The organism is Brevundimonas sp. (assembly GCF_035998205.1).
Classification (GTDB): domain Bacteria; phylum Pseudomonadota; class Alphaproteobacteria; order Caulobacterales; family Caulobacteraceae; genus Brevundimonas.
Genome location: NZ_DASYHT010000004.1, coordinates 653,830 through 671,509, shown reverse-complemented (window position 1 = coordinate 671,509; position 17,680 = coordinate 653,830). Strand labels below are relative to the sequence as shown.

Sequence of the window (17,680 nt, the reverse complement as noted above, 5' to 3'; positions counted from 1 at the left end):
AGGCACCGGGTGTTGCGGGGGAGGAGGTCCGGCCCATATAGCGAGGTCGTCGCCCGGGCCCAAACGTCCGGTTGCCGACACTGAAAGGGAGCGCGGCGCGCGTCCATCCGGAACCATCGTTCCGGCGCTACTTCGCCGCTGATGTCATGACATGGATGCTCAGGTGAGCCAGCCCACCCTCGTCGCTGCGCGCGACGCCCGACGCCCGACCCGTGAAGAAGCCCTCGCGGCCGTCCGCACCCTTATCGCCTGGGCGGGTGATGATCCGGAACGCGAAGGCCTGAAGGACACGCCCAAGCGCGTTGTCGACGCCTATGGCGAGTGGTTCGACGGCTACACGGCCGACGCCGGCAAGGAGCTGTCGCGCATCTTCGAGGACGTGCAGGGTTATGACGACATCGTGCTGCTGCGCGACATCGAGGTGGAGAGCCACTGCGAGCACCACATGGCTCCGTTCCTCGGCAAGGCGTATGTCGCCTATCTACCAAAGGACAAGGTCGTCGGCATCTCCAAGATCGCCCGCGTCGTCGAGATCTTCTCGCGCCGTCTGCAGACCCAGGAGACGCTGACACAGGAGATCGTCAACGCCATCGAGACCCACCTCGACCCGCGCGGCGTCGCCGTGATGATCGATGCGGAGCATCAGTGCATGACGACCCGCGGCGTGCATCACCGCCACGTCTCGACCATCACCACGCGCTTCACCGGGGCCTTCAAGGACGATCCGGCGCTGGTTGAACGCTTCGTCAAGCTGGCCAAGGGCTGAGGCCATTCGCCTCTCCGGAGAAATCCGGGGAGGCGACGGCTGTTCACGGGCGCTGGGCGCTTTACAAGCGACGCGCGTCCCGCCAAAGGACGATGGAAACGCCCGGAGCGGTCCGGGCTGAACGGAGAGTGCGAATGGGCGCGAAGCTTTCGGGACCGGCCGGCCAGGGCGGCAAGACGGTTGAACAAAACTCCGACATCAACGTGACGCCGTTCGTCGACATCATGCTGGTGCTGCTGATCATCTTCATGGTGGCGGCGCCGCTCGCGACCGTGTCGATCCGTCTGGACCTGCCGCCGGCCACGCCGCCCGCGCCGAACCAGGAGCAGGAAGAGCCGGTCTACATCACCATCCAGGAAGGCGGCGACCTGTTCATCGCTGACCAGCAGACCTCGCTGGCGACCCTGCCGGCCGACGTCTGCGCCGCCCTCGGCGGCGGCGTCTGCCAGGAAGAGCGCGTGTTCGTCCGCGCCCAGGCCGAAGTCCGCTACGAGCAGTTCATGGAAGTCATGAACACCCTGCAGGAGAACGGCTTCCTCAAGGTCGGCCTGCTGAACGAAGACATCACCTGACCTCGTACGTCAGGACCACGGATCAGGGCCGTCCCTTCGGGGGCGGCCCTTTTTCTTTGCGCGCCTCCCTGCCCCGCTTGACGGATGCGCGTGTACGTTTTTAATCAAGACGCACATGGGGGCGGCCGCGTGATCCCGGTCCACGCTGAAGATCTGACACTGGAGGCCGCCGACGGCCAGCGGCTCGCCGCCCGGCTATTCCGCGGACCGACCCCCGGCAAGGCCGTACTGGTCAGTTCGGGCACCGGCTTCCCGCAGGGCTTCTACGACCGCTTCGCCCGCCACCTCGCGGCGCGGGGAGCCACGGTGCTCACCTATGACTTTCGCGGCATTGGCGGTTCCCGCCCGGCGGATCTGGCCGCGATGACCATGGACTACCCCGACTGGGGCCGGCTCGACATGCCGGCGGCGCTCGACGCGCTCGCCGCCCACGCCCCGGACCTGCCCCTCGTCCACGTCGGCCACAGCGTCGGCGGACATTTCGTCGGCTTCATGCCGAATCACGCGCGGATCAATCGCCACGCCTTTGTCGCGGTCGGGTCAGGCTACTGGGGCCACCATCACCGGGCCTATAATCCCCTCGAGCTGTTCTTCTGGTTCGGCTACGGACCGTGGAGCCTCGCGCGCCATGGCTATGTGAAGGGCGGGAACCTTTGGCGCGGGGCCGACCTGCCACGGGGCGTCTTCGAGACCTGGCGGCGCTGGTGCCTCAACCCGCGCTATTTCGCCGACGAGCTGGCCGGGTCGCTGCAGCCCCACGCCTTCGCCGCGGTCAGCGCCCCGATCCGCTCCTGGATCTTTCCGGACGACCCGATCGCCACGCCGCGCACCGGAGCCGATATGCTGGCGCTCTATCCGGCCGCGCCGTCCAGCCTGGTGGAGCGTGCGCCTTCGGACTACGGCGTCCGGCGAATCGGTCACGAGGGCGCGTTCCGGCGAGGCCTCGAGCCCCTGTGGGACGAGATCGGGGACTGGCTCGACGGTTGAGCCCCGGCAAGGCCGTCCCATATAGGGCGTCCCGTTCGAGAAGGAGTCGCCGATGCCCAATCCGACCGTGACCGCCGAGGCCGCTGGCATACAGATCCCCCTGCTGGGATTCGGCACCTGGCAGCTGGAGCCCGACGATGCCCGCCGGATGGTGCGCACGGCGCTGGAGATCGGCTACCGGCACATCGACACGGCCTGGATCTACAAGAACGAGCAGGCGGTCGGCGAGGGCATCCGCGACTCCGGCGTGCCGCGCGACGAGATCTTCCTGACGACCAAGATCTGGGTGGCGCACTTCGCCGACGGCGACCTGCAGCGTCAGGCCGAAGAGTCCGCGACGAGCCTCGGCACGGTCCCCGACCTGCTGCTGCTGCACTGGCCCAAGCGGGAACCGGCGATGCAGGAAACGGTGCGCGCGCTCAACGACGCGCGGGCGCGCGGTCTGACCCGGCATATCGGCCTGTCCAACTTCCCTTCGGCTGCTTTCGAGGAGGCGCAGGGCTATTCCGACGCGCCGCTGATCACCAACCAGGTCGAGCACCACCCGTATCTGTCCAACCGCCCGCTGATCGAGACGGCGCGGACGCTGGGCTCGACCCTGACCGCCTGGTCGCCGCTGGCCCAGGGCCAGATCGCCGATGACGCCACCCTGATCGAGATCGGCAAGGCGCACGGCAAGACGCCGGGCCAGGTGACGCTGCGCTGGCTCGTGCAGCAGGGGATCATCGCGATTCCGCGGACGCAGAAGGAGAACCGGGCCCGCGAGAACTTCGACATCTGGGATTTCCAGCTGAGCGGCGACGAGATGCAGCGCATCTCGGGGCTGGCCCGCCCCGACGGTCGCATCGGCGACTGGCTGGACCCGGCTTTCCAGTGGGACGCCGCGGCGTGAGCATTGTAGCCTTCCCGGAGGCCGATCCCGAGGCCGTCCGGGTCGGCGAACGCCTCCGGCTCTGGCGGGAGCGGCGCAATGTCTCGCTGGAGGACCTGGCCCGCGGCGCGCGCATCGCCGTGGCCCGACTGAGACGCGTCGAGGCCGGGCGCGAACGGCTTGCCCCGCCAGAGGTCGAGGCCCTGGGGCGTCGGCTGGGCGTGCCGGCCTGGGCCCTGGGGGCCCCGCCACCCGCGACCTGATCGCAGGTGACAGGTCCCCTCGCCCCGCCTAAGCACGGGCCATGGCCTACAAGTCCCTGAGAGACTTCCTCGATCTCCTCGAAGCCGAGGGCGAGCTGGTGCGGGTGTCCGAGCCCGTCTCCACCCATCTGGAGATGACGGAGATCCAGACCCGGCTGCTGCGCGACGGCGGCCCGGCGGTGCTGTTCGAACGCCCGGTGAAGCCCGACGGCTCGGTCAGCCCGATCCCCTGTCTCGTCAACCTGTTCGGCACGGTGAAGCGGGTGGCCATGGGGGTGACTCTCGAGAACCGCACCCGCACGACCGCGGCGGAGCTGCGTGAGGTCGGCGAGTTGCTGGCCTTCCTCAAGAACCCGACGCCGCCGCGCGGGCTGGCCGACGCCGTGCAGATGCTGCCGCTGGCCCAGACGGTCATGGCCATGCGGCCGAAGGTGGTGAAGTCCGCTCCGGTGCACCAGGTGGTGCTGAAGGGCGATGACATCGACCTCGGGGCCCTGCCGATCCAGGGCTGCTGGCCGGGCGAGCCGGCGCCGCTGATCACCTGGGGCCTCGTGGTGACCAAAGGGCCGTCCGAGGACCGCGAGGACGACTTCAACCTCGGCATCTACCGCATGCAGGTGCTGGGCAAGGACAAGGCCATCATGCGCTGGCTGGCCCACCGCGGCGGGGCGCAGCACTACGCCCGGCACAAGAGGGCCGGCAAGCGCGAGCCCCTGCCCTGCGCCGTCGTGCTGGGAGCCGACCCGGGCACCATCCTCGCCGCCGTCACCCCGGTGCCGGACACCCTGTCGGAGTACCAGTTCGCCGGCCTGATGCGCGGCGCCAAGGCCGAGCTGGTCCCCTGCAAGACCGTGCCGCTGATGGTCCCCGCCCAGGCCGAGATCGTGCTGGAGGGCCATGTGCTGCTGGACGAGCACGCGCCGGAAGGGCCCTATGGCGACCACACGGGCTACTACAATTCGGTCGAGACCTTCCCGGTCTTCCAGGTGACGGCGATCACCATGCGGAAGGACCCGATCTATCTGACCACCTTCACCGGCCGGCCGCCGGACGAGCCCTCGGTGCTGGGCGAGGCGCTGAACGAGGTCTTCATCCCCCTGCTGCGCCAGCAGTTCCCCGAGATCGTCGACTTCTGGCTGCCGCCCGAAGGCTGCAGCTACCGCATCGCCGTGGTGTCGATGAAGAAGGCTTACCCGGGCCACGCCAAGCGCGTGATGCTCGGCGTGTGGTCGTTCCTGCGCCAGTTCATGTACACCAAGTGGGTCATCGTCGTGGACCACGACGTCAACGCTCGCGACTGGAAGGACGTGATGTGGGCCATCTCGACCAAGATGGACCCGGCCCGCGACATCACCCTGATCGAGAGCACGCCGATCGACTATCTGGACTTCGCCAGCCCCGAGAGCGGGCTGGGCTCCAAGATCGGCCTCGACGCCACCGACAAGTGGGAGCCCGAGACCAAGCGCGAATGGGGCGAAGTGATCCGCATGGACGAGGCCGTGGTCGACCGGGTCTCGGAGATGTGGGACCGTCTCGGATTGCCGGGGTCCGGGCAGCCGATCTGGAAGTAGGAACGCCGCCCATGTCGACAGCTCATTGGACCCCGTCGCGCCGTACCGCCATCGCCGCCGGGTTGGGCGCTCTCACCGGTCTCGGCCTGCCACGTGCGGCGCTGGCGCAAGCGTCCGACCCCTACGCTATCCTCGACGACCCCGAGGTCCGGAACCCGTTCGAGTGGGTGGAGGCCATCGCCCAGCTCTGGCAGCGTGGCGACCGGCTGCAGGCGGCCTTCTGGTACTACGTCTTTCAGACACGCTCCCGACCCTGGGCAGAAGCTGACCTGGCGCAGACCGGCGGTAGCGGCGCCGCCGCGCTGCGCAGCTCGATCACCTACGCCCTCGGCACGCCGATCAACGAGTGGCTGGGAAGCGATCCGGCCACCTGGCGGGACACGGGCGCTCGGGCGATCGCCTTCGAGAAGCGCCTGCCCTACCACGCAGGACGACCTGAAGGGATCGACGAGGCGACCTGGGCGCAAATGAACGAGGCCGCCCGCTCCAGCCATGAAGCCGGGTTCGATCAGGTCTGGCGCCAGTACAGCTTCACCGACCTGGAGGCGCGGCGCCGACAGGCAGGCCTCTATGTCGGCCCTCTCAGGGACCCGGGCCAGCCGCTGCGCTGGTAGGCGTCAGGCGCCCCCGTAGACTCTGCCCAGCGCCCGCACCGTCTCCGCCATGGCGGCGCGCAGCTCGGGCGGAGCGAGCACCTCGGCCTCGGCCCCCAGACGCAGCAGGTCGAGCGCCGCCTGTTCCGTGCCCTCGATCGGCACGTCGAGGGTCAGGCGCCCGTCACTTTCGCTCGCGGCCGTCGCTGCGTGACGCGCGTAGGCGGGGTCCAGCGCCTTGAGCCGTCTCAGTCCCTCGGCCGTCAGGCGGACCCGGGCGGTGGTGACAAAGCGGTCCCGCTCGAAACGGGCCGCCGCCCCGCGCCACCACGCCGCGAGGTCAAAGTCGCCCGGCCGCTCGAAGGTCTGGTCCGAGACCGTCAGGGACGCGACGGCTCCGACGCGATAGATTCTCGGCTCCACGGTCCCGTCGCCGGGACGCGCCGCCAGATACCAGCGGCCGCTCTTGAGGATCAGCCCCAGCGGCTCGAGGTCGCGGGTCCGGCGGCCCCGCCAGCTGTCGTAGTCCACGCGAAGGCGGCGACAGGTCAGCACGGCGCGGGCGATCTCCGGCAGGCGGGCGGCCTCGTCCGGGGCCTGGAACCAGCCGACCGGATCGATATGGAAACGCGCCCCGATCCGCTCCGCCGCCGCCTGCCGGTCCGGCGGGAGGGCGGCCAGCAGCTTGAGCTGCACGTCGGCGACGACATCCCCCAGGCCCATATCCGCCGCCGGGCCGGGCAGGCCGGCGAGGAACAGGGCTTCCGCCTCGGCCTCGGTCAGACCTGTCAGCCGCGTCCGGTAGCCGTCCAGCAGGCGGAAGCCGCCATTGCGACCGCGGTCTGCATAGACCGGCACGCCGGCCGCGGAGAGCTGGTCGATGTCGCGGTGGATGGTTCGCTCCGACACCTCGAAGGCCTCGGCCAGCGTCCGCGCCGTGGCGCCGCCGCGGGTCTGGAGGATCATCAGGATCGACAGCAGTCGGCTCGCCCGCATCGTCGACAGCTCCGGAATACCTGACGCAGATTGTCATCTTACCGGGCGCAAGGTGCCGGCGGCAATCACAGGAGCCCGCCATGACCCTTCCGACCCTGCCGGCCGAGGCGCAGGACTTCGACTTCTTCATAGGGCGCTGGACGGTGCGTCACCGCCGCCTCAGGACGCGCGGCATCGCCGCAACGGACTGGGACACGTTCGCCAGCGTCGCTGAGTGCCGCCCGCTGCTGGGCGGCGTGGCCAATGTCGAGGAGCAGGTCTGCGCTGACCGGGGCTGGCGCGGCGCCGCGGTGCGCTGCCTCGACCTCGCCCGGCGCGAGTGGTCGATCTACTGGATCAGCGACGCTGACGGCCGGCTGCAGCCCCCGGTCCGCGGCCGCTTCGAGGATGGCGTGGGGGTCTTCGAGGGGCCCGATGTCGACGGCGACCGGCCGATCCTCGCGCGCTACACCTGGACGCGGCCGGCGGACGATGCGCCACAGTGGAGTCAGGCCTTCTCCTACGACGGTGGCGCGACCTGGGAGATGAACTGGATCATGGACTTCACCCGCCGTCCCGACTGAGCCGCGGAAGGCTGCGGGAGGCTTGAGGGCCTCCCGCAGCGCCGGCGTCAGAAGGCGAACTTCGCCCGCAGGGTCACGGGCACATAGGTCCGGTCCCCGACGTTGTTGATCGACGCGAGGCCGAGGCCGCCGATGGCGCTGTCGTCGTCCTCGAGCTCGCCGACGTAGCGGTAGCCCGTCTCCGCCTGCAGGCTGAGGGTGTCGTTGACCCGCCACGAGACGCCGAGGTCGATCCCGGCCGACAGGCTGGTGCTGCCGTCATAGAACGGCGCGTCCGAGATCAGGATGTTGGCGTCGGGAATGGCGAAGGTCGCCGCTACCGAGTCGGTGAAGGCGACGCCGAGGCGGCCGGCGACATAGGGGCGGATGGCCCCAGCGCCGAAATACTGACGGTAGCCCGCCTCGACGGCCCAGGTTTCGACATCGCCGAAGGTGCCGAACACCGGCAGGGTCGTGGCCAGCGCCGGCACGAAGGCGCCGCCGACTTGGACCGTGCCCTCGTCCGACTTGACGTACCGGACCGACCCGAAGGCCTCGGCATTCTCGCTGACGCCATAGGCGGCCTCGAAGCCAACGTTGAAGGCGTCGCCATAAATGTCGTCATAGCTGCGCGGCTCGATCCGCAGCTCGGCGGCGACGCCGGCCAGCGCCGGGTTCAGCGGGCCGAGGTCCGCGACCGGGGCGATGGCGCCTTCATGCACGTCGCCGTCGGTGGCCATTTCAGAGCCGGCCTCGAGCGAAAGGGTCCAGGTTCCGGGGGCCGTCTGGGCATTGGCCGCCCCGGCGAGGGCGAGCACCGCGAGGGCCGCCGTGGCGGCGAAAGTCTTCGACATGGGAAACTCCTGACTGGTTACTGTGTCGGCGATCGAACACAGCCGTCGCCGGAAGCCCCACATGGGGATCGTGTTCCACTGTGCTGACGTGGCGGAACGCCGCGCGACAGGTTGAACTCCCCCTTGCATTGGTGGAGGAAGGCCCATGCGCGCCCTTCTACCGATCCTTCTGACCCTCTCGCTCGCGAGCCCCGCCATGTCCCAGTCGCCTTCCCCTGTCGCGCCCTGGGATCAGGCGTTCCTGCCCCCGGCTCCGGCGTGGAACGGCGCCAGCCGGGCCCTGCTGCGGCCCGCCAGCGATCCGTGGGCGACCGACTTCGAGCGCGATCCGGAGCTCGACTTCAGCCCCGACTACGCCGCCACGCGGGCGTGGTTCGAGCGACTCGACGCGGCGTCGGAGCTGATCCGCCTCGAGGTGTTCGGGACCTCACCGGAAGGCCGCGACATCTTCGCCGTGATCGCCTCGAAGGACGGCGCCACGCTCGATCCGGCCAAGCCGGTGCTGCTGGTCCAGGCCGGCATCCACCCCGGCGAGATCGACGGCAAGGACGCCGGCATGATGCTGCTTCGGGACATGGCCTTCTACGGCCGTGACGGGCTGCTGGACCGGGTCAACCTGATCCTCGTGCCGATCCTGTCGGTCGACGGCCATGAGCGCGCCTCGCCCTACAGCCGCCCCAACCAGCGCGGGCCGCGCATTCAGGGCTGGCGCAACACGGCGACCAACCAGAACCTCAACCGCGACTACATGAAGCTGGACCAGGCCGAGATGCGCGCCATGCGCGGCCTGATCCTGAAGTACCGGCCGGACCTGTATCTGGACGTCCATGTGACCGACGGCATGGATTATCAGTACGACGTTACCTACGGATTCAACGGCGAAAATGGCGTCTGGTCGCGCAGCCCGGCCATCGCCCGCTGGCTGGACAATCGCTACAAGCCGGACCTCAACGCCGCCCTCGAGACGCAGGGCCATATCCCCGGCGAGCTGGTGTTCGGGATCGACGACGCCAACCCGCGCGCCGGCCTGTCCGACGGCGGCCTCGGCGAGCGCTTCTCCAACGGCTGGGGGGCCGCCGCCCGGGTGCCGACGGTGCTGATCGAGAACCACAGCCTCAAGCCCTTCGCCCAACGGGTGCTCGGCACCTATGTGCTGATGGAGACCTCCCTGCGGCTGCTGGCCGAGCGCGGGGCCGAACTGCGCCAGGCCGTGGCCGAGGACTCGGCGCTGCGGCTGCAGGCGATCCCGGCAAACTTCACGACCGACCCCGAGCCCGCCTACCGCCGCAGCTTCCGGGGCATCCGCTACGAGACGTATCTGAGCCCGGCGTCGGGCCGCGAGGAGATCCGCTGGCTGGGCGAGCCGGACCCCGAGCCGTGGGACCTGCCCTTCTACGGCTCCCGCCCGACCCTGACCCTGACCCGGCCCGAAGCCTACTGGGTGCCGGCCCACCGTCCGGACATCATCGAGCGCCTGCGGCTGCATGGCATCGCCATGGAGGTACTGGACGCCCCCCGGACGGTCGAGATCGAGATGCTTCGTCTCGTCGACCCCCAAGTCTCCGGTCGCAGCAATGAAGGCCATGTGCCGGTGACCGTAAGGACCGTGACCCCGGAGCGGCGCTCATGGACCTTCCCGGCCGGCTCGGCCCGCGTCTCCACCGACCAGCCGCTTGGCGACGTGGCGGTCCTGCTCCTTGAACCCCAGTCCAGCGAGAGCTTCTTCGCCTGGGGCATGTTCACCGAGGTGCTGAACCGGGTGGAGTACATCGAGGGCTACGCCATCGCTCCGCTGGCCGAGCGCATGCTGGCGGCCGATCCAGCCCTGCGCGCCGAGTTCGAGGCGAAGCTGGCCGCCGAGCCGGCCTTTGCCGCCGACGGCGACGCCCGGCTGCAGTGGTTCTATGCCCGGACGCCCTTCCACGACGACCGGTTCCGCCTCTACCCGGTCGGTCGGGAGACCCGCTGACGCGTTGCGTCGACAGAGCCGGTCGGCCATATGCCAGCCATGCCTGACATTCCGGACGCCGCCGCCCGCGACCCTCGCCTGCCCGATCTCATCGCCGCCGCCCTGAAGGCCGGGGCCGACCAGGCCGAGGCGGTGCTGTCGGACCGGCAGGCCCTGTCGGTCGGCGTGCGCAACGGCGCGCTGGAGGATGTGGAACGGCAGGAAAGCCGCGACCTGTCGCTGCGCGTCTTCGTCGGCCGCCGCCAGGCCATCGTCTCCACCTCCGACCTGTCCGACAGCGCCGCCCACCGGCTGGTCGAGCGGGCCGTGGCCATGGCGCGACTGGCCCCGGAGGATCCCTACGCGGGGCTCGCCGACCCCGACAGCCTCGCGGTCGCGCCGTTCGCCGAGCTGGACCAGCACGACCCCACGGCGCGCGACGCCGCAGCGCTGGAAGCCGCGGCGCGCGCCGCCGAGACCGCCGCCGTCGCCGTGCCCGGGGTCAGCCGTTCGGAAGGGGCCGATGCGGGCTGGTCGGTCGGCCGCTGGCGACTGGTGACCTCGCACGGCGTGGACCTGTTCCGTCGCCGCAGCCGCTTCTCCCTGAGCGCCAGCGTGATCGCCGAGCGCGACGGGGCCATGGAGCGCTCCGGCGACGGACGCACCACCCGCCATCTCGAGGACCTGATCACGCCGGAGGCGCTGGGCGCCGACATCGGCCGCCGCGCCGCCGCCAAGGTCGGGGCGCGCAAGATCGCCTCGACGACGGCGCCGGTGATCTTCGAGAATCGCCTCGCCGGCCAGCTGCTGTCGCCCCTCGTCGGCGCCATGTCCGGCCCGGCCGTCGCGCGGGGCGTCTCCTTCCTCAAGGACCGGCTGGGCCAGCGCGTCCTGCCGGAGGGCGTCTCCCTGACCGACGACCCCTTCGCGCCGCGGGCGCTGGGTTCGACCGCCTTCGACGACGAGGGCGTCGCGGTTCGCGCCATGGCCCCGGTCGAGGACGGCCTGCTGACGACCTGGCTGCTGAACAGCGCCGCCGGGCGTCAACTGGGGCTGAGCAGCACCGGCCATGCGGCGCGCGGCGGCGCCGGCCCCTCCGGCGTGAGCCTGCATAACGGCCGCCTGTCGACAGGCGAGCTCGATCTCGACGGGCTGATGCGAGCCGCCGGCCTCGGCCTGCTGATCACCGGCATGTTCGGCCCGTCCCTGAACCCCAACACCGGCGACTGGTCGGCCGGGGTGAACGGCTTCTGGTTCGAGGACGGCGCGATCGCCTATCCGGTCAATGAGGTGACGGTCGCCGGGGCCCTGCCCGAGCTCTACCTGCGTCTGGTCCCCGGCCGGGATCTCGAGCTGCGCGGCGGGCTCGATTCGCCGTCGCTGCTGATCGACGCCGTGGCGATCGCCGGGAAGTGATGACCGGGCCCGCGCTCGCCGCCGACCTCGACCTGATCCGCGACGCAGCCCGGGAGGCCGGCGCCCTCGCCCTGGAAATGCGCGCCCGGGGGCTGGAGCCGCGGGCCAAGCCGGGCGGCTCGCCGGTGACGGACGCCGACCTCGCCGTCGACGCCTTGCTCCGCCAGCGTCTGCTGCCGGCGCGGCCCGACCATGGCTGGCTATCCGAGGAGACGCCCGACAGCGAGGAGCGCCTGTCGCGTCGTCGGGTCTTCGTCGTCGATCCGATCGACGGCACGGCAGCGTTCCTGCGCGACGCGCCGTGGTGGTGCGTGCCGATCGCCATCGTCGAGGACGGGCAGCCCGTCGCCGCCGTGATCCATGCTCCGGTGACGGGCGAAACCTTCGAGGCCGTCAGGGGCGGCGGCGCCTGGCTCAACGGGCGGCGACTGCGGGCCTCGGATGCTGACGATCTTGAAGACGCCGAGGTGCTGGCCGACGCCCGGCTTATCGAAGGGCGGGACTGGCCCGAACCGTGGCCGGCGATGCGGTTCTCGAAGCGCAACGCCCTCGCCTACCGCATGGCGCTGGTCGCCGCCGGAGCCTTCGACGCCGCCATCGCCCTCACGCCGAAGTGGGACTGGGACGTGTGCGCCGGGGCCCTGATCGCCGCCGAAGCCGGGGCCGTGGTCAGCGATCATCACGGCCAGCCGTGGCGCTTCAACCGGCCCGATCCGCGGCAGTCGAGCCTGATCTGCGCGGCGCCGGCGCTGCACCCGTTGATCGTACGGCGCGTCGCGTCTATCCCGCTCGCCATCTGACCTCATGACCCACGGTGCGCCCATGGCCGAGACCGAGTCCCCGCAACTGCTCCACCTGGTGATCGGGGGCGAGCTCCGTCACCTCGACCAGCCGGTGTTCCGCGACCTGACCCAGGTCGAGTTCGTCGGCGCCTTCCCGAACTACGAGGAAGCCCGCAAGGCGTGGAAGGCGCGGGCCCAGGCGACCGTCGACAACGCCCACATGCGCTACTTCATCCTGCATGCACACCGCCTGATCGACCCGCGCGGCGACGGCCAGGGCGGCTGATACGGAACGGTTCGGTCGCCCGCTGCGCTTTCCCCTCACCCGAGTGTGAGAGGAGAGGCCCATGACGTCCGTTCTGATCGTCCTTATGCTGGCCGCGGCGGCCGTCGCGATCATTCTGTTCGTGCGCCGCCGTCCGCCGACGCCGTTGGAGCGCGCCGAGACCGACACGGCCTGGAGCGATCCCGTCGGCCAGCGCCAGGTGGGAGAGCGACAGGACCATGATGACGGAACTCGTTGACGCCGACGGCCAGCGCATCTTCGCGGCCATCAGCAGCGTCGCCATGCTGGCCTATCTGCTGGTGGTCCTGAACCGCCGTATGGCCGACCGTCGACGCGAAAAGCAGGACCGCGACGGCCAGCCCTGACGACCTACTCGCGGCGCAGCAGCCGCTCGGTCAGCAGCGTGCCCCACCAGCTGGCCTTGAAGTCGCCGCGCACCCTCTTCGGGTCATAGTCCGGCCGTTCGACCCACTGCAGGAAATCTAGGCCCCGCGGTGCCCCCTCGGCCTCGTAGCGGTCGAGCGTATAGTCCAGCACGCCGGTCAGCCCCTCCTTGCTATGGAGGGTGCGCTTTCCCAGCTCTGCCCGGGCAACCGCTATCGGTTCGCCCAGATGGACATGGCGGTACAGCACCGCCATGAGCCCGGCCCGGTCCGCGCCGGACTTGCAGTGGATCAGCGCCGGATAGGCGATGGTCCGGAACAGCTCGGCCGCGCGCCTGACCCGGTCCGCCGCCGGCGGATCGCGGGAGTCGAGCGGCGCGTCGATCAGGGTCAGCCCCAGCCGCTCACAGGCGTCGCGCTCGAGCGCGTAGTAGCTCTCGTCCCGCGCGCCGCGCAGGTTGATCACCGTCCGCACGCCGCGTCGCTTCCAGTAGGCCAGCTGGCCCGGCGACGGCTGGTTGGTGCGCACCAGGTCCGGCCCCAGCCAGTGGGCGTTGTTGAAGCCGAACCGCAGGAAGGCGTGGTCGTGCAGCAGATAGTCCAGCCAGACCCGGAAGCGGCCGATACGGGTCGTCAGATCAAAGCGGCTCACAGGCGGCCCGCGCGTTCCAGCGCCCGGCGCAGCTTGGCCAGCGCCACCTGCTGTACGCCATGCGGCTCATGCACCGGCCCGAAGGCCGAGACCTCGATGCCGGTGGCGACATGGATGGCGGCGCAGCGGACATAGGCCCCCTGCCGCGTGGTCTCGAAGATCACCTCGCCGAGGGCGGCGTCAGGCCGCGGCGGGCCGGCGGGCGACATTGCAGTGGGTCCACAGCTTGTCCATCGCCCGGACCAGGTCGTCCATCATGCCGTCGTCGTGATCCGGCGACGGGGTGAAGCGCAGCCGCTCGGTGCCCTTGGGCACCGTCGGATAGTTGATCGGCTGGACATAGATGCCGTGCTCTTCCAGCAGCATGTCCGAGATCATCTTGGTGTGCACCGGATCGCCGACGAACACCGGCACGATGTGGCTCTCCGACGGCATCACCGGAATGCCGGCCTCGGCGAAGCGGCGCTTCAGGGTCGCGGCGCGCTCCTGATGGGCTTCCCGCAGCTCCGGGTGGGCCTTGAGGTGGCGCACCGAGGCCAAGGCGCCGGCGGTCAGGGCCGGCGGCAGGCTGGTGGTGAAGATGAAGCCCGAGGCCCAGCTGCGGATGGCGTCGATGATCACCGCGTCGGCGGCGATGTAGCCGCCCATGACGCCGATGGCCTTGCCGAGGGTGCATTCGATGATGTCGATCTGGTCCAGCACGCCGTCGCGCTCGGCCACCCCGGCGCCGCGCGCACCATATAGGCCCACGGCGTGGACCTCATCGAGGTAGGTCATGGCCCCGTACCTGCGAGCAAGGGCGATGGTGCCCTTCAGGTCGGCGATGTCGCCGTCCATGGAATAGACGCTCTCGAAGGCGATCAGCTTGGGCGCTTCGGCCGGCGCCGCCGCCAGCAGCGCTTCGAGATGCTCCAGGTCGTTATGGCGGAACACATGCCGCTCGCAGCCGCCGTGGCGGATGCCGGCGATCATCGAGGCGTGGTTGAGGGCGTCGGAGAAGATGATCAGCCCCGGCAGGATCTTCTGCAGGGTCGCCAGCGTCGCCTCGTTGGCCACATAGCCCGAGGTGAACAGCAGGGCGGCTTCCTTCTGGTGCCAGTCCGCCAGCTCGGCCTCGAGGTCGACCGCCGAGCGGGTGGTGCCGGAGATGTTGCGCGTGCCGCCGGCGCCCGCGCCGGTCTCGGCCACCTCGGTGCGCATGGCCTCGGTCACCGAGGGATGCTGACCCATGCCGAGATAGTCGTTGGAGCACCAGACGACCACGTCCTGTTCGCTGCCGTCCTCGCGGCGGCGCACCGCCCGCGGGAAGCGCCCACGCACGCGCTTCAGGTCGGCGAAGACGCGATAGCGTCCCTCGGTCCGGACCTGCTCTACCGAGCGTTCGAAGGCGGCTTTATAGTCGAACAACGGGCGTGATCTTTCGTTTATGGCCCCGGCGGCCGTATGTGACTCCTGCCGCACCGAATGTCCAGAAACCGGGGCGCGCAAATGGCCGCAACCACTTAATCGATAACGGTTCTCAAGGGCGGCGTGGTCCATGCCCGACTGTGGCCCGACCGGGTTGCCGGAACCTTGATCCGGATCAATCCAGATCCTCGAGTCGCCCCCGCAGCATCTGGATCAGGGCCGAGAAGTCCTTGCCGCCGTGCCCGAGCCGGTCGAACAGGGCGTAGAGGGCCTCGGCCTGGGCCCCGAGGGGCGTCGTGGCGCCGGCGCGGGCGGCCGCGTCCTGGGCCAGCTTCAGGTCCTTCAGCATCATGGCCGTGGCGAAACCGCCGGCGAAGCCGCGGTTGGAGGGCGCCGCCGGCACCGGCCCGGGCCAGGGGTAGTAGCTGGTCACGCTCCAGCACTGGCCCGAGGACTTCGAGGCGATCTCGAAGAAGCGTTCCGGCTCCAGCCCCAGCCGCTCCGCGAGGGCCACCGCCTCGCACACCCCGATCATCGAGATGCCCAGCAGCATGTTGTTGCAGATCTTGGCCGCCTGCCCGGCCCCGTGATCGCCGGCGCGGATGGTGATGCGGCTCATCGGCGCGAGCGCCGCCTCGACCCGGGCGAACTCGCCCTCGTCGCAGCCGACCATGAAGGCCAGGGTTCCGGCGTCCGCCGCCGCCGTGCCGCCCGACACCGGGGCGTCGGCGAAGACATAGCCCTGCTCGCGGGCCTGAACGGCCACGGCGCGGGCGCTGTCGACGTCGATGGTCGAACAGTCGAGCAGCAGGGCCGTCTTCGGCGCCTGGCCCAGCACCTGATCAGCATAGACCGACCGCACATGCGGCCCGGCCGGCAGCATGGTGATCACGGCGTCGACATCGGCGACGGCCTCGGCGATCGAGGTCGCCGGCCGACACCCGGCGGCGGCGGCGCGCTCCAGCGCCGCAGGGCTGAGGTCGAAGGCGCGCACCTCGCGCCCGGCCTTCGCCTGGTTGGCGGCCATCCCGCCGCCCATGTTGCCTAGGCCGATGAAGGCGATCCGCTGGAAGGTCATGACGCTTGCTCCCGATGTCGTTTCTTTGGCCGGATGACTAGCGGCGAAGCGACCCGGTGGCCAGCGCCGCCGCGGGCCGCTACATCGGCGCCAGACCTGTTTGCGGAGCCCCCTCATGAGCGTTGAAGCCCGTCTCGCCACCCTCGGCATCGTCCTGCCGGAACCCGCCGCCGCCGTGGCCAACTATGTGCCTGCGGTGCGCTCCGGCGAGCTGCTGTACATCTCCGGCCAGCTGTCGAACGACGCCTCGGGCGGCCTGAAGGGCACGGTCGGGGTCGACGTCAGCCTTGAGGACGCCGTGGCCGGCGCCCGCCTATGCGGCGTCAACCTGCTGGCCCAGATGAAGGCGGCGCTGGGCGGCGACCTCGACCGGGTCGCCAGGATCGTCAAGCTGGGCGGCTTCGTCCAGGCCGGGCCGGACTTCATCGACATTCCCAAGGTGATCAACGGCTGCTCGGACCTGATGGTCGAGGTGTTCGGCGACGCCGGCCGCCACGCCCGCTCGGCCGTCGGCGTCTATCGCCTGCCGCTCGGCTTCGCCGTCGAGATCGACGCCGTCGTCGCGGTGAAGTGAGTCTCACGGTCCAGGTTCACGTCGGGATCGACACCGTCGGGCGGGAAGCGTGGAACGCGCTGGCCGACCCGACGGGCGACCCGTTCGTCAGCTACGAATTCCTGCACGCCTGCGAGGCGTCGCGGTCGGCCGTGCGGCACACCGGCTGGGCGGCCCAGCACCTGACCCTGAACGACGACGACGGCCGCCTGCTGGGGGCCGTGCCGCTCTACCTCAAGGGCCACAGCCAGGGCGAATACGTCTTCGACCACGCCTGGGCCGACGCCTATATGCGCGCCGGCGGGCGCTATTACCCCAAGCTGCTGTCGGCCGTGCCCTTCACCCCGGTGACCGGCCCGCGCCTGCTGGTCGCGCCCGGCGCGGACGGCGAACGGGTGCGCAGCGCCCTGATCCAGGGCGCGCTGCAGCTGGCGGAGAGCCTGCGCGTCTCCTCGCTGCACGTCACCTTCCCGACCGAGACCGACTGGCGGGCGCTGGAAGACCACGACCTGCTGCTGCGGCAGGACCAGCAGTTCCACTGGCACAACCGCGGCTACGCCAGCTTCGACGACTTCCTCGCCGCCCTGTCCTCGAACCGCCGCAAGACCATCCGGCGCGAGCGGCGCGAGGCCCGGGCCGGGCTGGACATCCGGGTGCTGACCGGGTCGGATCTGACCGAGGCGGCGTGGGACGCCTTCTTCGCCTTCTACATGGACACCGGCGACCGGAAGTGGGGGCGGCCCTATCTGAGCCGCGCCTTCTTCAGCCAGATCGGCGAGACGATGGCGGACCGCATCGCGCTGGTCATGGCCTACCGGGACGAGCGGCCCATCGCCGGGGCGCTGAACCTGATCGGGGCCGAGGCCCTGTACGGCCGCCAGTGGGGCTGCGTCGAGGACGTCGCCTTCCTGCACTTCGAGCTCTGCTACTACCAGGCCATCGAGTTCGCCATCGCCCGGGGGCTGAAGCGGGTCGAGGCCGGGGCGCAGGGCGAGCACAAGATCGCGCGCGGCTACCTCCCGGCCCGGGTGCGCTCGGCGCACTGGATCGCCGACCCGGCCCTGCGCACACCGGTGGCCCGCTATCTCGACCAGGAGCGGCCGGCGGTCGAGGCCGAGATGGCGGCGCTGGAGGCGGAATACTCCCCCTACCGGGCCTGA

22 protein-coding genes are annotated in these 17,680 nt (G+C 70.3%); 16 read left to right on the top strand and 6 right to left on the bottom strand.

Translation table 11 applies throughout. The features are described 5' to 3' along the window. The first annotated feature begins 151 nt into the window (after positions 1-151). The 7 genes from folE (at position 152) to VGN74_RS06160 (ending at position 5,644) form a co-directional block, all read left to right on the top strand. On the top strand, positions 152-766 hold the full coding sequence (gene folE, locus VGN74_RS06190; RefSeq protein ID WP_327446486.1) for a GTP cyclohydrolase I FolE: 615 nt from the start codon (positions 152-154) through the stop codon (positions 764-766). Positions 767-900: 134 nt separating this feature from the next. Then, positions 901-1,338, top strand: coding sequence for a biopolymer transporter ExbD (locus VGN74_RS06185; protein WP_327446485.1), 438 nt, complete (start codon positions 901-903; stop codon positions 1,336-1,338). A gap of 129 nt (positions 1,339-1,467) precedes the next feature. After that, positions 1,468-2,325 carry an alpha/beta fold hydrolase gene (locus VGN74_RS06180; protein ID WP_327446484.1) on the top strand — a complete coding sequence of 286 codons (858 nt, stop codon included), beginning with the start codon at positions 1,468-1,470 and terminating at the stop codon, positions 2,323-2,325. Between the two features lie 52 nt (positions 2,326-2,377). Continuing rightward, a complete protein-coding gene (locus tag VGN74_RS06175) occupies positions 2,378-3,217 on the top strand; it encodes an aldo/keto reductase (protein WP_327446483.1) in 840 nt (279 codons plus the stop codon). Next, the gene (locus VGN74_RS06170) at positions 3,214-3,459 is read left to right on the top strand and encodes a helix-turn-helix transcriptional regulator (RefSeq protein ID WP_327446482.1); all 246 of its coding nucleotides are present in this window, start codon (positions 3,214-3,216) and stop codon (positions 3,457-3,459) included. Before VGN74_RS06175 ends, VGN74_RS06170 begins: the two co-directional genes overlap by 4 nt. Before the next feature lie 41 nt (positions 3,460-3,500). Next, a complete protein-coding gene (locus tag VGN74_RS06165) occupies positions 3,501-5,030 on the top strand; it encodes a UbiD family decarboxylase (RefSeq protein WP_327446481.1) in 1,530 nt (509 codons plus the stop codon). Positions 5,031-5,041: 11 nt separating this feature from the next. Further along, the gene (locus VGN74_RS06160) at positions 5,042-5,644 is read left to right on the top strand and encodes a hypothetical protein (RefSeq protein WP_327446480.1); all 603 of its coding nucleotides are present in this window, start codon (positions 5,042-5,044) and stop codon (positions 5,642-5,644) included. Between the two features lie 3 nt (positions 5,645-5,647). Here VGN74_RS06160 and VGN74_RS06155 read toward each other — a convergent pair whose 3' ends face one another. Next, positions 5,648-6,619, bottom strand: coding sequence for a helix-turn-helix transcriptional regulator (locus VGN74_RS06155; RefSeq protein WP_327446479.1), 972 nt, complete (start codon positions 6,617-6,619; stop codon positions 5,648-5,650). Between the two features lie 80 nt (positions 6,620-6,699). On the opposite strand from VGN74_RS06155, the gene VGN74_RS06150 reads away from it, so the two are divergent. Next, complete coding sequence (locus tag VGN74_RS06150; protein WP_327446478.1) at positions 6,700-7,182, top strand: DUF1579 domain-containing protein; 483 nt, start codon at positions 6,700-6,702, stop codon at positions 7,180-7,182. Positions 7,183-7,229: 47 nt separating this feature from the next. Here the strand turns inward: VGN74_RS06150 and VGN74_RS06145 are convergent, their stop codons facing one another. Further along, a complete protein-coding gene (locus VGN74_RS06145; protein ID WP_327446477.1) occupies positions 7,230-8,015 on the bottom strand; it encodes a hypothetical protein in 786 nt (261 codons plus the stop codon). Positions 8,016-8,160: 145 nt separating this feature from the next. Here VGN74_RS06145 and VGN74_RS06140 point away from each other — a divergent pair, with 145 nt between their 5' ends. The 6 genes from VGN74_RS06140 (at position 8,161) to VGN74_RS06115 (ending at position 12,812) form a co-directional block, all read left to right on the top strand. Beyond that, positions 8,161-9,984 carry a M14 family metallopeptidase gene (locus VGN74_RS06140; protein WP_327446476.1) on the top strand — a complete coding sequence of 608 codons (1,824 nt, stop codon included), beginning with the start codon at positions 8,161-8,163 and terminating at the stop codon, positions 9,982-9,984. Positions 9,985-10,023: 39 nt separating this feature from the next. Further along, entirely contained in the window at positions 10,024-11,379 is a 1,356-nt protein-coding gene (locus tag VGN74_RS06135; RefSeq protein ID WP_327446475.1) for a TldD/PmbA family protein, read from the top strand. Beyond that, on the top strand, positions 11,379-12,179 hold the full coding sequence (locus tag VGN74_RS06130) for a 3'(2'),5'-bisphosphate nucleotidase CysQ (protein WP_327446474.1): 801 nt from the start codon (positions 11,379-11,381) through the stop codon (positions 12,177-12,179). The genes VGN74_RS06135 and VGN74_RS06130 overlap by 1 nt, the downstream gene beginning before the upstream one ends. 22 nt (positions 12,180-12,201) lie before the next feature. Beyond that, entirely contained in the window at positions 12,202-12,447 is a 246-nt protein-coding gene (locus tag VGN74_RS06125; RefSeq protein ID WP_327446473.1) for a DUF4170 domain-containing protein, read from the top strand. A gap of 61 nt (positions 12,448-12,508) precedes the next feature. Further along, complete coding sequence (locus tag VGN74_RS06120) at positions 12,509-12,685, top strand: hypothetical protein (RefSeq protein WP_327446472.1); 177 nt, start codon at positions 12,509-12,511, stop codon at positions 12,683-12,685. Continuing rightward, positions 12,666-12,812: a hypothetical protein gene (locus VGN74_RS06115; RefSeq protein ID WP_327446471.1), complete on the top strand. Its 147-nt coding sequence runs from the start codon at positions 12,666-12,668 to the stop codon at positions 12,810-12,812. The genes VGN74_RS06120 and VGN74_RS06115 overlap by 20 nt, the downstream gene beginning before the upstream one ends. Before the next feature lie 4 nt (positions 12,813-12,816). Here VGN74_RS06115 and VGN74_RS06110 read toward each other — a convergent pair whose 3' ends face one another. The 4 genes from VGN74_RS06110 to mmsB all read right to left on the bottom strand — a co-directional run bounded on the left by VGN74_RS06110 (position 12,817) and on the right by mmsB (position 15,967). Further along, entirely contained in the window at positions 12,817-13,482 is a 666-nt protein-coding gene (locus VGN74_RS06110) for a fused DSP-PTPase phosphatase/NAD kinase-like protein (protein ID WP_327446470.1), read from the bottom strand. Then, positions 13,479-13,691, bottom strand: coding sequence for a DUF6898 family protein (locus VGN74_RS06105; RefSeq protein ID WP_327446469.1), 213 nt, complete (start codon positions 13,689-13,691; stop codon positions 13,479-13,481). The genes VGN74_RS06110 and VGN74_RS06105 overlap by 4 nt, the downstream gene beginning before the upstream one ends. Further along, on the bottom strand, positions 13,663-14,889 hold the full coding sequence (gene hemA / locus VGN74_RS06100) for a 5-aminolevulinate synthase (RefSeq protein WP_327446468.1): 1,227 nt from the start codon (positions 14,887-14,889) through the stop codon (positions 13,663-13,665). Before hemA ends, VGN74_RS06105 begins: the two co-directional genes overlap by 29 nt. 175 nt (positions 14,890-15,064) lie before the next feature. Continuing rightward, on the bottom strand, positions 15,065-15,967 hold the full coding sequence (gene mmsB / locus VGN74_RS06095; RefSeq protein ID WP_327446467.1) for a 3-hydroxyisobutyrate dehydrogenase: 903 nt from the start codon (positions 15,965-15,967) through the stop codon (positions 15,065-15,067). 115 nt (positions 15,968-16,082) lie between these two features. Between mmsB and VGN74_RS06090 the strand changes: the two genes are divergently transcribed. Beyond that, complete coding sequence (locus tag VGN74_RS06090; RefSeq protein ID WP_327446466.1) at positions 16,083-16,541, top strand: RidA family protein; 459 nt, start codon at positions 16,083-16,085, stop codon at positions 16,539-16,541. After that, positions 16,538-17,680 carry a GNAT family N-acetyltransferase gene (locus tag VGN74_RS06085; RefSeq protein WP_327446465.1) on the top strand — a complete coding sequence of 381 codons (1,143 nt, stop codon included), beginning with the start codon at positions 16,538-16,540 and terminating at the stop codon, positions 17,678-17,680. Before VGN74_RS06090 ends, VGN74_RS06085 begins: the two co-directional genes overlap by 4 nt.